Here is a 15,020-nt window from a genome sequence, read left to right on the forward strand (position 1 = left end):
CTCTGGAGGGCGGCGGTGCCCCTGCGCACCCCGCCCCGCAACCAGAGGTCCACGAGAATCGAGACCGGCGGGGCTTTCCTGCGACCCAAGGAGTGACTCCTTCCAGCAATGGACGGATCGTCCGGTAGTACCTGCGCCGCCCCTTCCCCGGAGGCGGCGGCATGACCACCCCCCTGCTGCTTCTGAGCGCGGCATTCCTTCTCATCCTCGCCAACGGATTCTTCGTGGCAGCCGAATTCGGGCTCGTCACGGTGGAACGGCCGGACGCCGAGCGCGCCGCGGCCGAGGGCGACCGACGGGCCCGCACCGTCGTCGAAGCCCTGCGTGAACTCTCCTTCCAGCTCTCCGGCACCCAGCTCGGCATCACCATCACCTCACTGGTCGTCGGCATGCTCGCCGAGCCGGCGCTCGCCCAGCTGCTGGAGGGCCCCCTCACCGCGACCGGGCTGCCCGACGGCGCGGTCCCCGGCGTCAGCGTGGTGATCGGGATGATGGCGGCCTCCGCCGTCCAGATGGTGATCGGCGAACTCGTGCCCAAGAACTGGGCGGTCTCCCGGCCGCTCCAGGTCGCCCGGTTCGTCGCCGGCCCCCAGCACCGTTTCTCCGCCGTCTTCCGGCCGGTGATCAGCCTGCTGAACACCGTGGCCAACCGGCTGGTGCGGCTGCTGGGCGTCGAACCCACCGACGAGCTGGCCTCCGCCCGCACCCCCGGGGAGCTGGTCTCCCTGGCCCGGCACTCGGCCGAGGCCGGCACCCTCGAACAGGACACCGCGGATCTCTTCGTACGGACCCTGTCGCTCGCCGGGCTCACCGCCCAGCACGTCATGACCCCCCGGGTGAAGGTCAGCGCCCTGCAGTCCTCGGCGACCGCACAGGACGTCCTCAACCTCACCCGCGCCACCGGCCTCTCCCGCTTCCCCGTCTACCGGGAGCGGATCGACGAGGTCGTCGGCATGATCCACCTCAAGGACGCGCTCGCCGTGCCCGCCCAGGACCGGCTGCGCACCCCGGCCGGACGGATCGCCGTACCGCCGCTGCTGGTCCCGGAGACCCTGCCCGTCGAACAGCTGCTCCAGCGACTCCGCAATGAGCAGCCGATCGCCGTCGTGGTCGACGAGTACGGCGGCACCGCCGGAGTCGTCACCCTCGAGGACATCATCGAGGAGCTCGTCGGCGAGGTCAGGGACGAGCACGACGCCGAGGGCGCCGACCGGCCCGAACTGGCCCCCGCCACCGCGGAGGACGGCCGCCAGGCCTGGGACGCCGAAGGCAGCTGCCGAGTTCTCACCCTGCGCCGGATAGGACTCGACGTCCCCGACGGACCGTACGAGACCGTGGCCGGACTCGTCGCCGATCTGCTGGGACGCATCCCCGCCCCCGGAGACCGGGCCGAGCTGCCCGGCTGGCGGATCTCCGTCCGCCAGGTCGGCCACTACCGCGCCGAGAAGGTCCGCTTCGTGCGCACGGCCGAGTCGGCCGGCGCCGGGGCCCCGGTGGCCCATGAGCTCCTGGAGGCCGTGCGATGAGCCTGGTCCAACTGCTCTTCGCCGCGCTCCTCGTGCTGGCGAACGGCTTCTTCGTCGGTGCCGAGTTCGCCCTCGTCTCCGTACGGCGCAGTCAGGTCGAGCCGCTCGCGGCGGCCGGGTCGGGCCGGGCGCGCCAGGTGCTGTACGGACTGGAGAACCTGCCGCAGATGATGGCCGCCGCCCAGTTCGGCATCACCGTCTGCTCACTGACCCTCGGCGCCGTCGCCGAACCGACCGTCGCCCATCTGCTGGAGCCGGTCTTCCAGGCGGTCCACCTGCCCGAGGGCCTCATCCATCCGCTGGGCTACGTCCTGGCGCTCGTCTTCGTGGTCTTCCTCCACCTCGTCATCGGCGAGATGGTCCCGAAGAACCTCGCGATGGCGGCGCCGGAGAAGACCGCGCTCTGGCTCAGCCCCGGACTCGTCGGCTTCGCCCGCCTCTGTCGCCCGGTCACCGCCGCACTGGGCGCCTGCGCCCGGCTGGTGCTCCGGATCTTCGGAGTCGAACCGAAGGACGAGGTGGAGGCCGTCTTCACCAGCGAGCAGCTCAACCGGCTCGTCGAGGACTCCGGCCAGGCCGGACTGCTGGAGCCGGAGGCACAGGAGCGGCTGGAGGACGCACTGGAGCTCGGCAGCAGACCGGTCACCGACGTGCTGCTCAGCCGGGCCTCCCTGGTGACCGTGGACCCGTCCGTCACTCCGCACCGGATCGAGGAGCTGACCGTGCGCACCGGCTACTCGCGCTTTCCCGTGTGCGCGGAGGGCGGCGGTCCGTTCATGGGCTATCTGCACGTCAAGGACGTCCTGGACCTGGAGGACGGCGAGCGGGCCGTCCCCCAGCACGTATGGCGCCCGATGGCGACCGTACGGGCCGAACTGCCCCTGGACGACGCCCTGACCGTGATGCGCAGGGCGGCGACGCACCTGGCACAGGTCGCCGACGCGTCCGGCCGGATCCTCGGCCTGGTCGCCATGGAGGACGTCCTGGAGATGCTCGTCGGCGAGGTGCGGGACCCGGCCCACCGGGTCGGGGTCCCGCGCCGGGCAGCGGAGCCCGCGAGCACGACGACCGGCTACGGCGAACTCACCGCGTCGGTCCGCTAGGGCGCGTTCGAGAAGTCCCGTCTGTCTCGTGGGGTCTGACACGCACGCCCCAGCAACACCTTCCGGGTCGCCGGAGGGACCGTCGCCCGGTCCCTCCGGCAGCCGGGGACTCACAGGGCCGGCGGCTCCTGCGGCCCCCGGTCCACCGGCCCCCGGCCGGACAGCACCTCGCCGTACGCCTGCATCAGGTCCGGCAGCCGCAGAGTGGCCAGATCGTCCCGGCTCGGCACGGACGCATAGCCGGAGAGCCGCAGATCGCGGTAGGCGCAGCTCTTCTCGTACAGGGTGCGCAGAAACCGTCCGTTGCCCAGCTCGTCGATCCAGCCCTGCTCGACGACATGGCTGCTGATGGAACGCAGCTCGTCCAGGGACTCCTCGTCCCACGCGTCGCCGTTCTCCGCCGCCAGCACCTCGCCGATCGAGGTGAGCTCCAGCGGCCGGTAGCTCGGGAAGTCCACCCGGGTGGTGAAGCGCGAGGAGAGCCCCGGATTGGTGGCCAGCAGCCGGTCCATGCCCTCCGGGTAGCCCGCGAGGATGACGACGAGATGGTCCCGGTTGTCCTCCGCACGTTTGAGGAGGACCTGCAGGGCCTCGTCGCCGTACGCGTCGCCCTTGCTGTAACCGCTGTTGGCGAGGCTGTACGCCTCGTCGACGAAAAGCACCCCGCCGAGCGCCGAGTCGATCAGCTCATTGGCCTTGACCGCGGTCTGGCCGAGGAACTCGCCCACCAGATCCGCCCGTTGGGCCTCGACCAGATGATCGCCGCCGAGCAGTCCCAGCGCGTAGAAGACCCGGCCCAGGATGCGGGCCACCGTGGTCTTGCCGGTGCCGGACGGGCCGGAGAAGACGAAATGGCGCTTCGGCGGCTGCACGGGCAGCCCCTGGCCGGACCTCAGCCGCGCCATGTTCAGCTGCGCGGACAACGCCTTGACCTGGCGCTTGACGGGCTCCAGACCCACCATCCGCTCCAGCTCGGCCAGCGCCTCGGCGAGCAGCACCGGATCGCTGGGCCCCGCCGGGAACGGGGACCGCGGCTGTCCGGGCACTGCCGCCCTGCGCCGGGCCCCGCCGGACGGCGGCGGCATTCCGATACCCGGAAGACCGGGCCCCTCACCGCCGGGCCGCAGCTCCCGGCCGTCCAGCGGATCGGCGCCGAGCAGCGGATCCGCCTCCGGCTGGGCCTCCGACACGGTGTTGTCCGTGCCGAGCCCGGCCAGCGACACGGCGGCCAGCCCCGCGGCCTCGTCGGAGCCCTCCAGGCCGTCGTAGTCGGCGATGGCGGCGAGCCGCGCCGAGGTGTCCATGAACGCGGGGTCGATGCGGTGCACCGCCCGGTAGAGCGGCAGGGCGGCGGCGCTGCGACCGGTGCCCTCGTGCGCACGGGCCAGCCAGTAGCGCAGCTCCTTGCGCTGCGGCTGCTCGCTGCGACAGCGCATCAGGGCGGTGGAGAGCAGCGGCTCGGCCTGCCCGTACATCTCCAGCCGCACCCGCGCCATGCCGCCGAACAGCCCCGCCTCGATGCCGAGCAGCGGATCGTCCGTCAGTTGCTCGGTGTTGCGTACGAGCTGCTCCCAGTCCTTGACCAGATACGAGCGGCAGGCATGCAGAAATCGCACCTGCGGGTCCGCGTCCACCGGTGGCAGGCCCGCGAGCGCCCGGTCCAGCTCGGGGACATGGCGGCCGTCCAGCCAGTGCGAGGCGTGCGCGAGCAGCAGATCGCGCGCGCTCTCCAGGACCGGCTGCACCCACCAGCCCAGCCAGTACCAGGAGTTGAGCGTGCGCCGATGGCGGGTGCGCTGCTCGCCGAAGCGCTCACGATGGTGGTACATGCGCAGCAGCGCGGTCGTCGTGTCGACCCTCAGGGCATGGAGGCCGAGCCAGCCGTCCGCCATGCCGGGATCGAGGCGAACCGCGGCCCTGAACTCCTCCTCGGCCTGCGGGTAGGCGCCCATCGTGTAGGCGTCCACGCCGCGCAGCCAGGCGAGGTCGGCCGGGGCCTGTGCGCCCTGCGTGCCGATGTCCATCTGGTCCCCCACAAACCGTGCCCCCAGGATGTCCCGCCGCACGATTCTGCCCACCCGGGCGCGCCGAATCACTTTGCCGCGGACGGGAATTGACCGCACCGAGAGGCATCGTACCTGCGCAGGGAGTGTGCGACTAAGTGCGCCGCAGGCGGAAGGGAGACCGTGACCCAGGGTGAGCGGAATCCACCGAACCGGCGTGGGGGAGGGGGCGCGAGGGCAGAACGAAGCCCCCGATCACGGGGGAACAATCGGGGGCTTCGCGTCCATGGGGGCTCCGAAAAGCCGCACATTGAGAACGTAAGACCTGTACCGCCCCCGGGTCAAGCAGAGTTGAGGCACTTGCGGGGCGATTTCTCACCATTCAATACGACGGAGCGCTGCGCTCACGTTCGGTGACGGAATGGTTCGCTCCTGCTTCCGTTCCGGGTCCCTCCAGCAACTCGTACCCCACGGGCAACTGCCGTACCAGAGAGTCCGCGTGGGAGCGTGAGGGATCGGCCGAGAAGTGCTCCGCCTCGGCCGCCGTCCACCCGTCCCAGAACTCCGAGAGCGCCGGCCCGTCCCTGCGGCGGCCGCGCTCCCAGGACTCCGCGGCGGCGAGATCCATCCACAACAGCCGGGCCAGCCGCGGCCTCAGCGCCCGGCGGCCGGCCCCGACCCCCTCGATCAGGACCACCGGTGCGGGCTCCAGCCCGCACGGTGCTCCGAAACGCCGCGCGGTCCAGTCGTACGGCGCGTACCGCGCGTACTCGCCGCGCTCCAGTGGCCCGAGCACCTGCTCCCGCAGCCGGTCCACCCAGGTGAAGAAGGAGCCATGGGTGGCCAGGTCGTCCAGATGCAGGACCGGGGCGTCGTCGAGGGCGGCGGACAGGCGGGCGGCGAAGGTGCTCTTCCCCGACCCCGCGTGGCCGTCGACGGCGATCAGCCGTACCGGCCCGCAGGACGGCGGCAGGGCGCGCAGCCGCGCGGCGAGGGGCGAGAGGTCGTTCATGTCCACCAGCCTACGAGCCGCGCCGGAGCAGCCGCAGGTCACGCCAGTGGACCAGACCAATATTGGTTTACCGACGCGAGTCGAATCGCTGGCCGGATCCGGCCACGACCCGCGATAGTTGGCGCACTGTCGTGCACCTGCCGCCCCACTCCGTCTACGACCGGGGGTCTCGCCCATGAACAGACCGACCTCACGCAGAACCGTGCTGACTGCCGCGCTCGCGGCAGCGGCCACCGCCGGCGCGGTGTCGTCCGCCGGCCCCGCGACCGCCGCCGCTCTGTCCGACGCCTCCACGGCAGCGGGCCCTGCCGTGGACAACGGTTCCTGGCACACCTACACCGACTGGCGCGCCGGTTCCGGCACCGGGACGCGCGCCGTCGCGGGCCGCCGCCCCGGTCTGGTGATCGGACACGCCGAGGGGCGCACCGACTACACCGATCCGCACACCGGCACGACCGCCACCTGGGAGTACGCGACCTGGACCTCTCCGGTCCACCGGTCCACGGTCCCGGCGACCGAGGTGATCGCCTCCTGGAACGCGGAGACCCCGGCGGGCACCTGGATCCAGATCGAGCTCCAGGGCCGCTACTCGGACAGCACCTCGACACCCTGGTACGTGATGGGCCGCTGGGCCGCCGGCGACGGCGACATCCGGCGTACCTCCGTCGACGACCAGACCGACGGCAAGAGCTCCGTCTGGACCGACACCTTCTCGGTGGACGACCCCGCGAGCGGACTGCGACTGGTCTCGTACCGGCTGCGGCTCACCCTCCACCGCACCCCGGGCAGCCGCCTGACGCCCACCGTCCGGCGGCTCGGCGCGATGGCGTCCGACATCCCGGACCGTTTCACCGTGCCGGCCAGTACCCCCGGCCTCGCCCGGGAGCTGCGGGTGCCGCGCTACTCGCAGAACGTCCACGCGGGCCAGTACCCCGAGTACGACAACGGCGGCGAGGCCTGGTGCAGCCCCACCTCCTCGCAGATGATCATCGAGTACTGGGGGCGCCGCCCGACCGCCGAGGAGCTCGCCTGGGTCAAGCCCGGCCTGGCCGACCCGCAGGTCTGCCACGCCGCCAGGTTCACCTACGACTACCAGTACGAGGGCTGCGGCAACTGGCCGTTCAACGCCGCGTACGCCGCGACGTACGACGAGATGAGCGCGGCGGTGACCCGGCTGGACTCGCTCGCGGACCTGGAGACGCTGATCCGCGCGGGCATCCCGGCCATAACGTCGCAGTCCTTCCTCAAGGAGGAGCTGACCGGCGCGGGATACGGGACCTCCGGCCACCTGATGACCGTGATCGGGTTCACCGCGGACGGCGACGTGATCGCGAACGACCCGGCCTCGCCGAGCAACGAGGCCGTGCGCCGGGTCTACAAGCGCAGGGAGTGGGAGAACATCTGGCTCCGCACCAAGCGCTACGACGCGAACGGCAAGGTCAGAAGCGGTACGGGCGGGGTCTGCTACCTCTACTGGCCCGCCCGGCCGACACCGGCTCAGCGCCGGGTGCTGAAGTCGTTCGGCCTGCTCTGAGCATGTGCGGAGCCACGGCCGCCTCGGCCGCCTGACGGCAGCGTTCCCGGCCGTCCTGGGCGAGGTGGCCGTACTTGTCCACCGTGACCTTGATCGAGCGATGCCCGAGCCAGCGGGACACTTCGTGAATGGACACGCCGCTCGTCAAGGTCACGGTGGCCCACTTGTGTCGCACATCGTGCGGGTTGTATTCGGGCAGCCCGAGTCGCCTGATGGCCCGATCCCACGACTTACGCAGAAGATCGGGATACGGCAGGCCGCCACTTGCGTTATGGACCGGAAGTCCACCGATGGCTGAAGGGAATTAGGTACGGGTATATCGCGCCACTCGCCTTCTTTTCGGTGTTTCGAAGTGGTCGCCCTCACCTGGGACCACCGCGGTCTGTCTCCGTACTCGCAGTTCAAAGGTTTGGGCTGGCTGACGGACAAGCTGCTCGAACGCCCGTCGTACCGGTACCAGCGGCTCGTCACCGACCAGAGCTACGAGCAGTAGTGGATCCAGCCGGACGGCCGGGAGGTCCACGTCGACGGCGGCCCGCGGGACGGCTGGATCACGGAGGCGAAGTGGACCGGCGGTGACAACCTTGGTGAATGGGAGAAATCCCCGTACAACCCCGATTCCAAGTATTAAGACGAGAGCCGATTCACCACACAGACCGACAAGCTGCTCGCCCTCAACAAGGATCTCGCAGGCAAGGAGGTCCGCTATATGGTGTCCAACGAATGGGGTGCCGCGCGTGTGAACGAAGTGCTGTCCAAGGCATTCCCAGAGGCCTATGCCAGCGGGCAGCTGAAGGCGTATCACGTGCCCGGCAACGGCATGAGTGGAATGAGTTCATGGCTGCAGTGATCGCAATGCTGGAAGAGCTCAGGGACATGGCTCCGCTGACCGCCGAGGGTGTGGCGGCGCGGTTCTCGGCCCAGGAGTGGACGCCCGGGGGCAAGCCCCGTGACGGTGTGGAGACGTCGTGGGACAAGGACGGCGTCGGGGGCTGGATCCAGACGTTCGGCGGCGGGGCGGTCAGCGTCTCGTTCGCCGTCTGGATCCGCGACGTCGACGAGTCGGGCTACTTCGACGACGTGGAAGCCGTCTACGAGCAGGGGGAGCAGGCGCTGGCCGACTTCCTGCCCGAGATCGAGGAATCCTCTCTCGCCGGCCGCCTCGCCGAGGCCGAGCAGACGGCGGAGGACAGAGACGAGTTCATCACGGTGAAGAAGTGGACCCTAGACGGCCGGATCCTGACCGCCGGTGTGATCCAGCAGGACGCCGATCTTCCGGTGATGGTCGTGGTGGCGCTGGAGGAACCCGGCACCGTCTGACCCACCCCGCGCACGCCAGGAAGCCCGCGCCCCACCGGGGGCGCGGGCTTCCTGGCGTACGCGACTCATGGTGGAGGGACCGGGCAGCCGAAGACGAGCCGTACGGTGCCTTTCGAGGCCTGCCTAGAAGGCGGACCACCACTGCTCGTGCGGTCGCAAGTCCCTCAGACGCATTGCTCCTGCTCAGCTGCGATTGCTGTGCTTGGGCAGCTCTCCCCGGAAGCCGCACCCGCGGCACACGTCCTCACCCTGGAATATGGCCCTCGTACCAGCCATGGACCGCCTCGTGCAGGATCGCCTCCTCCACCGAGGCTTCGCCGTTGCGGACCGAAACGATGGCGTTGGCGACGAGCACCCCGAGCACAGCGTTGTCGGGCGAGGGGAATGGAGAAGACGGCATCGGCGAGTTGGATCCGTGCAGGTCGCTGCGGAACCCTCGGCCGACAGACTTCCAGCCCTGGAACGTGGCTGGCTTCCAGCGGGGCCGGTCAGGCACGCTGTCGTCGTCGGGCGCGGGCAGGCTGCCCCGGCTCTCACGGCTGCGGGCGGCGCGGAGGCTGATGCCCAGGTGGGCGGCGATCTCCGGGTACCCCCAGAGTTGCTGGTCGTCGGCGATCGTGTCCTCTTCGTTCGTCTGGATGAGCGTACGCAACACGTGGCTGGGCGTACGGCAAGGTCGCCCCTGCCCGATCGGCACGGGGCGGCCTTCTGCGGCTCTCGGTCAGACCTCGGCGAGGCGATTCGACAGGTCGAGGGCGTCGGTCGCGAACGCGAGAGCGGCGCACAGGCCAATCACCTCGTGGACGGTCGGACGGACCAGGCGCGGCCAGTCGTCCGGGGCGGCGGGCCAGGAGGCGAGGTGCCCCTCGGTGGTGGCCAGACCCAGGTGGGCGGCGACGTCCCAGCCCGCGAGGGAGGCGGGCTCCCAGCGGGCCCGCCTTCTCCAGGTCGGCCGCCGAGGAGACGCGTACCTCCAGGTCGCCGGTCCCGAGGTGGCCGATGCCGCGCATGTCGCGGGTAAGGCCCTCCTCCAGCTCGACCGTGTCCTCGGGGACCGCTGATGCGCGAGGGCGACTTGCCCGGTTCTTGACGTTCTGGTGGTGAGGCTACGGGCACGGGAGGTGCTGACGAACCAGATGCTCAGGAATATGGAGTTGCGGGCGGCGGCCCGGCTGACCGAGGCGCTTGGGATCCGTTGCCGCGTTGCAGGCCGTTAGCCTGTCGGTATGTCAGAGCGTGTCATGCCCGGTCGCACGGACGGCCTGATCACCCTGGTTGCCGCGGACGCTCTGTGGGTCGATTTGACGGCCGACAGTGCTGTGCCGACGGCTTCTGGGGCATTCACCTGCTCTCCTGCCCGTGCCCAGGTGAGGTATGTCCTGCTCGGCGGCCATGTGGTGGCGACGGTGAGGGCGAGCAACGGTCAGTGGAGTGTTCCGGAGGCTGAGGTGCGCCGGGCGGCCGCGGAACTGAACGCGGTTGGGATGGATCGGCAGGACCTGGTCCGCATCGGTCCGTTTCGTGGGGCGCCGAGGCAGGAGTGCAACGAGGAAACGCCGCTGCGTTGGCGCCAGCGCATCAAGGGGGAACTGCAGGAGCTGGGCGGCCCCGAGCGGGCAGCACGACGTGAAGTCGGCCGGCCGTACCTTCTGGCGGGGATCGACTGGCGACAGATACTCGTGGAGCAGACCCGCGACGGGACGCAGCGCACGTGGTGGCTGCCGCGCGCTGTGGTCAGGCTGCTGGACGCGGCCGAGCACGCCGAAACGCAGTGGGTGCAAGCCGCGCAGACCCGCCAGGCATGCGCAGCCGTCACCGAGCCGCCCTCCCACCCCCGGCAGGCCCGAGACGCCGGCGGTCGGCAGACGACGGGCCCCGAGGGTCCCACCGCCTCACTGCGCCCGTACAACAAAGAGCTGGAAGGCCAGCTGTACTCGGTGCTCAGCAGGAAGCCCGGTACCTCCCGCAGGGTGGCCGGGTGGGCGTGCGCCGTCTGCCGCACTGCGCCCGCCACCGTGCTCGACCACTGCCACGAACACGGCTACGTCCGCGCCCCCGTCTGCCAGTCCTGCAACACGCAGGAACGCCCCGACCACCTGTACAGCAACGACATCCGCGTGGCGAACCGATACACACGCCTCTTCCGCACCGACACCGACGACTGGCTCCGCCACTGGCACCGCTGCCCCGGCTGCCGCGCACGCACCACCCTGCCCCTGCCGCATCTCGCCGCATGGACCGCCCACATAGCCTGCCGATCGCTGCGCCCGACCCACCGCGCCCCCCGCGGGCGCAAGCCCTGCGGTGTCCTGCGCGTGTCCTGGACGGGCAGTCAGAACGCGCCCCGTTCCTGCCTGCTCACCGTCGCCGTCGACTTCTGCCCCTCCGGCGAGCACCGTGTCCTGGCGCGAGTCCCCTACCGCGAAGCCGCCGAGCGGTTTCGTGCCTGGTTGGCCGAGACGGCCCCTGCCGTGGCCGCCGCGGCCGGTCCTGACCGCCTGGACGGCCTCCCTGCCCAGTTCCGGCCAGTCATCGCGGACACCAGCGGCGAGGACCTAGAACTGTTTTGAGCGGGCACCGGGAGACCTGACACCCCACCGTCACCTCGCAGCTGCTGGCCCCGACACGGTCATCCCGCACGCCCCAGCGAAATGCGCAGCAGAGTCCCGCGGCGCGGTGTGCGTCACAAGATCGGCGCGCTGCTTGTCACCAAGGGTGCCGGGAACGGGTCACTGCAGGACCGCGCGGCTCCATCCGCTCGAAGTAGGCGCCAGGGCATCACGGCAGTGCCGCAGACGACATCGAGTCACCAAGAACTGGAAGAGCCCGACCCGGGTGAAGCTGTCCCTCACGTCGCAGCGAGTCCGGAACCGGGCGGCTCAGCAGAGGTTGTCACTCGACGTGGAGTTGCGGATCATGCGCACGTTGGGCAGCCTTCCTCGCCAAATCTCTCGTTCACCCGTGGCCTTGAATCCGTAGCGCTCGTAGAAGTGGACCGCGCGCTCGTTGTACTCGGTGACCCATACGCGCATGGGTGCGCTTCCTGCCCAGGCCAGGAATTCGCTCATCATTCGCCCCCCGACACCTTCGCCCTGGGCCTCGTTCAGCAGATACATCGGCCCGAGGGTGACCACGTCGTCCCGGCGGCCGCAGAGGAAACCGACGATCTGCGTACCGGAGCGGACGACGCGGCAGAACAGCAGATCCGGCCGTTGCTTCGCCGCCACTATGAACTCCCGCCACTGAGCGATCCCTTCCGCGGTGGCGGAGGATCCTCGGTGCTCATGTATCCAACTCTCGTCTATCCCTGCCTCCTCGTTGGGATACGTCTGCAGCCAGGCCCTCAACTGCACAGGCCCCAGAGACTCGGCGTCCTCGGCGTGGGGGGCTTCGATCACGTGGGTCATAGCGGCCTTCCTTCACGATGACCCGCGAGCACTTCGCGCGGCCCTCATCGGCTTCAGCCCGTAGTCGAGCTCGATCGGTCCGCCGCCGTGGCAAGGGCGGACGGACCGCAGGTGTCGGTCGTCCTGCTGCGCAAGGCCGCCGAGTCGGTGTGACGGCCGGCGGCCGCCGCTACCGCCCCGGCGTGCTGCCGCGCACGACCGGCTCCGCAGGAAGCAGCAGCCCGCTCGCCGGGACGGCGGCGGGGTCCTCGACGGCGGTGATCAGCCGGTCGACGAGGACGTGGGCGATGGCGGCCAGGGGCAGGCGCGCGCTGGTGAGGGCGGGCTGGAGCAGCGTGCAGAGCGGGATGTCGTTGAAGCCGGTGACGGCGACGTCGTCGCCGACGACCAGGCCTGCGGCGCGGACGGCCTGGTAGGCGGACAGGGCGAGCCAGTCGTTTGCGCAGACCAGGGCGGTGGGGCGGTCGGGGCCGGTGAGCAGGCGCTCGACGGCGTGGGAGAGCGCGGCCGGGTCGTCGTCGGGGACGCCGACCTCGAAGGCGCCGTCGGGGGCGGCGGCCGCGGCTTGCAGGAAGCCGGCCCTGCGGTCGGCGAGCCAGGGCAGGGACGCGGCGGAGTTGAGGTAGCAGATCCGGCGGTGGCCCTGGTCGAGCAGGAGTCCGGTCAGGGCGGCGGTGGCGGCGGTGGAGTCGATGTCCACCCAGTTCTGCGGGCGCCCGGGGGCGGTGCGGCCGAAGGCGGCGAACGGGAAGCCGGCCTCGGTGAGCACGTCGACGCGGGGGTCGTCGTGGACGACGTCGGAGAGGACGAACCCGTCGATCTGGCGGGCCGCGATCAGGCCGTTGAAGGACCTGGTGACTGCTGCGGCGCCCTGCTGGGGGTCGGAGCGGAACACCAGGATGCGGTGGCCGATGGCGTCGGCGGCGGTCACCAGCGCCTGGAGGAAGCCGCCCATCAGGGGGTTGGGGTCGGCGGGGTTGTCGGCGGGGGCGGGATAGCCGATGACCTTGCGGGTACCGGTGCGCAGGCTGCGGGCGGACTGGTCGGGCTGGTAACCGAGTTCGTCGATGGCGGCGGTGACCCGGGCGAGGGTGGTGGCGCGCAGCCGGTGGGGTGCGTTGAGAGCGTTCGAGACGGTCTGGCGGGAGACTCCGGCCGCGTGTGCGACGTCCTCGATGGTCACCTGTCGAGCGGTCATCGTTCCTCTGTGGTCGGCGGGCTGGGGGCGGCGGGTGGCCGCCCCCGGCCCCCGGTCGTCAGTGCTCGCGGGTCAGGGTGAGCAGGCCACCGGTCGGCACGGTCACCGAGTTCACCCCGGCGACGAGGTCGAGCACGGTCTCCGACAGGATCTCACCACGGCAGTCCTGGACGCGGGCGAGGGTCTGTTCCGGTCGGGTGGCGGTCAGGAGCACCACGGGGTCGCGGTCCGCGTTGGCGACGAGCAGGGTCTGCGGGCCGTCCGCGGCGCGCCGGTCCGGGAGGGCGACGGGCAGCGGCGCGTAGCGTGCGACCACGGTGGTGTGGTGGTCGTGGGCGCGGACCAGGGGGTAGCCGAGGTCCGGTCGCGCGGGTTCCAGGACGCCGAGCTGGAGGACATCGGCGTACCGGCGGAAGACGCCGAGCCAGAAGCGCAGGGTGGCGAGCTGGTCAGGGCTCTGGGCGGCGAGGTCGACGGAGATCTGTGGCACCGAGAACAGGGCGTTGACGAGGTGGACGGCAACGGACTCGGGCGTTTCGGCGGAGTGCCACGTGATCATGTCGGCGTGGACGGCGAGCGGGCCCGCGGTGAGCCGGCAGTCGATGGTGCGCTGGCGGTTCGTGGTGGGGCTGAGCGGGCAGTCGGTGGCGCGGACCATGGTGGCGTACGGCCACAGCCCCGGGCTGACGTACGGCTGGCGGTGCTCGACGATCACGTCCGGCCGGGTGCGGCGCAGACGGGTGTCGAGGTCGGCGAGCAGCTGGAGCACGCCATCGTGGACGGCGGTGCGGTCGGCGCCGGCCGGGGCGGGCGGAGGGTCGGTGACGGCGAAGCGGTCGATGAAGTCGAGCTTCAGACCGTCCATGTCCCACTGCTCGACGGCGTGGGAGACCTTCTCGACCAGGTAGGCGCGGACCTCGGGGTGGCGGGGGTCGGGCACGGCCGCGTCCAGGTGGGGCTCCTCGCGCAGGATCATGCCCCGGAAGCGGTCCCAGGCGTCGTTGTGCCGGCCGATGAACGGCACCGCGTACCAGAGGAGGTAGGCGAGGCCGATCCGGTGGACCTCGGCGACGTGGGCCGCGGGGTCGGGGAAGGCCGCCGGGTTGGGCTCCCAGTCGCCGCAGTGGCCGTAGCCGCGGGCGCGGTCGGTGGTCTGCCAGCCGTCGTCGACGATGATGCTCTCGCAGCCGACGGCCGCGGCGAGGGCTGCCTGGCGTTCGACGGCGGCGGTGTCGACGTTCTGGTGGAGGCTGTACCAGGTGGAGTAGGCGGGCATCCGGGCGGCGGGGGCGATGCCGGGGTGGTCCAGGCCCTCGGCCCACCATTCGGTGACGGCCTGCAGGGTGGCGGCGAAGTGGCGGTTGCTGAGGTCGATCCGCAGCCGCAGCGGCGGCCCGTCCGGGGTGAGGTCCTGCTCCACGGTGAAGGCGAACTCGCCGCTCTCCTCCACCACACCGGCGCCGACGCGCACGGGTGCGGAGGTCTCGCCGGCGGCGGTGGTGCACAGAGCGCGGTCGTCGGCGCCGACCAGACTGGCGACGGGGGCGCCCAGGGCGAGCGAGACGGTCCGGGGGGCGACCCAGGACGGCGGCAGCCAGCGGGAGGCGTTGGTGTCCGGGGTCCAGTAGGCGGTGGCCCCGACGCAGGGGATCCGCCATTCGGCGCGGACGGTGGCCGCGGCCGACGCCGTGACCTCGATCAGGGCCACGCCGTCGCCGACCGGGGTGACGGCGGTCTCCAGCCGGTCGCAGCCGAGCCCGGTGAGGTGGACGGTGAGCGGGGCGTCGGCACCGTGGAGCAGCCCGGTGGCGAGCTGCTGGTGGACGACGGTGTCGGGGGTCGCGTCGGCCGGCGTGTTGGGGCGCCAGGCCGGGACGGGCTGCTGCGGGACCGCGGGTGCTTCGGTGGTCATCGTGA

Annotated in this window: 15 protein-coding genes; 8 read left to right on the forward strand and 7 right to left on the reverse strand. The window is 71.1% G+C overall.

Translation table 11 applies throughout. The features are described from left to right. The first annotated feature begins 161 nt into the window (after positions 1-161). Both OG611_RS20740 and OG611_RS20745 read left to right on the forward strand, forming a co-directional pair. On the forward strand, positions 162-1,526 hold the full coding sequence (locus OG611_RS20740) for a hemolysin family protein (protein ID WP_266422243.1): 1,365 nt from the start codon (positions 162-164) through the stop codon (positions 1,524-1,526). Then, positions 1,523-2,629 carry a hemolysin family protein gene (locus OG611_RS20745; protein WP_266422246.1) on the forward strand — a complete coding sequence of 369 codons (1,107 nt, stop codon included), beginning with the start codon at positions 1,523-1,525 and terminating at the stop codon, positions 2,627-2,629. Before OG611_RS20740 ends, OG611_RS20745 begins: the two co-directional genes overlap by 4 nt. A 110-nt stretch (positions 2,630-2,739) precedes the next feature. On the opposite strand, the gene OG611_RS20750 is transcribed toward OG611_RS20745, so the two are convergent. Together OG611_RS20750 and OG611_RS20755 are read right to left on the reverse strand one after the other, a co-directional pair. After that, on the reverse strand, positions 2,740-4,653 hold the full coding sequence (locus OG611_RS20750) for an AAA family ATPase (protein WP_266422249.1): 1,914 nt from the start codon (positions 4,651-4,653) through the stop codon (positions 2,740-2,742). 361 nt (positions 4,654-5,014) lie between these two features. Further along, on the reverse strand, positions 5,015-5,644 hold the full coding sequence (locus OG611_RS20755) for a uridine kinase (RefSeq protein ID WP_266422251.1): 630 nt from the start codon (positions 5,642-5,644) through the stop codon (positions 5,015-5,017). 175 nt (positions 5,645-5,819) lie between these two features. Here OG611_RS20755 and OG611_RS20760 point away from each other — a divergent pair, with 175 nt between their 5' ends. After that, entirely contained in the window at positions 5,820-7,178 is a 1,359-nt protein-coding gene (locus OG611_RS20760; protein WP_266422254.1) for a peptidase C39 family protein, read from the forward strand. Here OG611_RS20760 and OG611_RS20765 read toward each other — a convergent pair. Beyond that, the gene (locus OG611_RS20765) at positions 7,084-7,470 is read right to left on the reverse strand and encodes a tyrosine-type recombinase/integrase (protein WP_323180262.1); all 387 of its coding nucleotides are present in this window, start codon (positions 7,468-7,470) and stop codon (positions 7,084-7,086) included. The two genes, OG611_RS20760 and OG611_RS20765, sit on opposite strands and share 95 nt — an antisense overlap. Before the next feature lie 60 nt (positions 7,471-7,530). Here OG611_RS20765 and OG611_RS20770 point away from each other — a divergent pair, with 60 nt between their 5' ends. From OG611_RS20770 to OG611_RS20780, 3 genes are all read left to right on the forward strand, one after another. Continuing rightward, positions 7,531-7,671, forward strand: coding sequence for a hypothetical protein (locus OG611_RS20770; RefSeq protein WP_266422257.1), 141 nt, complete (start codon positions 7,531-7,533; stop codon positions 7,669-7,671). A 216-nt stretch (positions 7,672-7,887) separates the two neighbouring features. Further along, positions 7,888-8,028, forward strand: a complete 141-nt coding sequence (locus OG611_RS20775; RefSeq protein WP_266422260.1) for a hypothetical protein — start codon at positions 7,888-7,890, stop codon at positions 8,026-8,028. Further along, a complete protein-coding gene (locus tag OG611_RS20780; protein WP_266422263.1) occupies positions 8,016-8,498 on the forward strand; it encodes a hypothetical protein in 483 nt (160 codons plus the stop codon). The genes OG611_RS20775 and OG611_RS20780 overlap by 13 nt, the downstream gene beginning before the upstream one ends. 244 nt (positions 8,499-8,742) lie before the next feature. On the opposite strand, the gene OG611_RS20785 is transcribed toward OG611_RS20780, so the two are convergent. After that, positions 8,743-9,153, reverse strand: a complete 411-nt coding sequence (locus tag OG611_RS20785; protein WP_266422266.1) for a hypothetical protein — start codon at positions 9,151-9,153, stop codon at positions 8,743-8,745. Between the two features lie 217 nt (positions 9,154-9,370). Between OG611_RS20785 and OG611_RS20790 the strand changes: the two genes are divergently transcribed. Further along, positions 9,371-9,559 (forward strand): hypothetical protein, encoded by a 189-nt coding sequence (locus OG611_RS20790; RefSeq protein WP_266422268.1) that lies wholly within the window; start codon positions 9,371-9,373, stop codon positions 9,557-9,559. 165 nt (positions 9,560-9,724) lie between these two features. After that, a complete protein-coding gene (locus OG611_RS20795) occupies positions 9,725-11,068 on the forward strand; it encodes an endonuclease domain-containing protein (RefSeq protein ID WP_266422271.1) in 1,344 nt (447 codons plus the stop codon). 309 nt (positions 11,069-11,377) lie between these two features. On the opposite strand, the gene OG611_RS20800 is transcribed toward OG611_RS20795, so the two are convergent. From OG611_RS20800 to OG611_RS20810, 3 genes are all read right to left on the reverse strand, one after another. Continuing rightward, entirely contained in the window at positions 11,378-11,905 is a 528-nt protein-coding gene (locus OG611_RS20800; protein WP_266422273.1) for a GNAT family N-acetyltransferase, read from the reverse strand. A 169-nt stretch (positions 11,906-12,074) separates the two neighbouring features. Next, the gene (locus OG611_RS20805; protein ID WP_266422276.1) at positions 12,075-13,103 is read right to left on the reverse strand and encodes a LacI family DNA-binding transcriptional regulator; all 1,029 of its coding nucleotides are present in this window, start codon (positions 13,101-13,103) and stop codon (positions 12,075-12,077) included. A gap of 58 nt (positions 13,104-13,161) precedes the next feature. Beyond that, positions 13,162-15,015 carry a glycoside hydrolase family 36 protein gene (locus OG611_RS20810; protein ID WP_266422279.1) on the reverse strand — a complete coding sequence of 618 codons (1,854 nt, stop codon included), beginning with the start codon at positions 15,013-15,015 and terminating at the stop codon, positions 13,162-13,164. Positions 15,016-15,020 lie beyond the last annotated feature (5 nt).

It is taken from the genome of Streptomyces sp. NBC_01363 (assembly GCF_026340595.1).
Classification (GTDB): Bacteria; Actinomycetota; Actinomycetes; order Streptomycetales; family Streptomycetaceae; genus Streptomyces.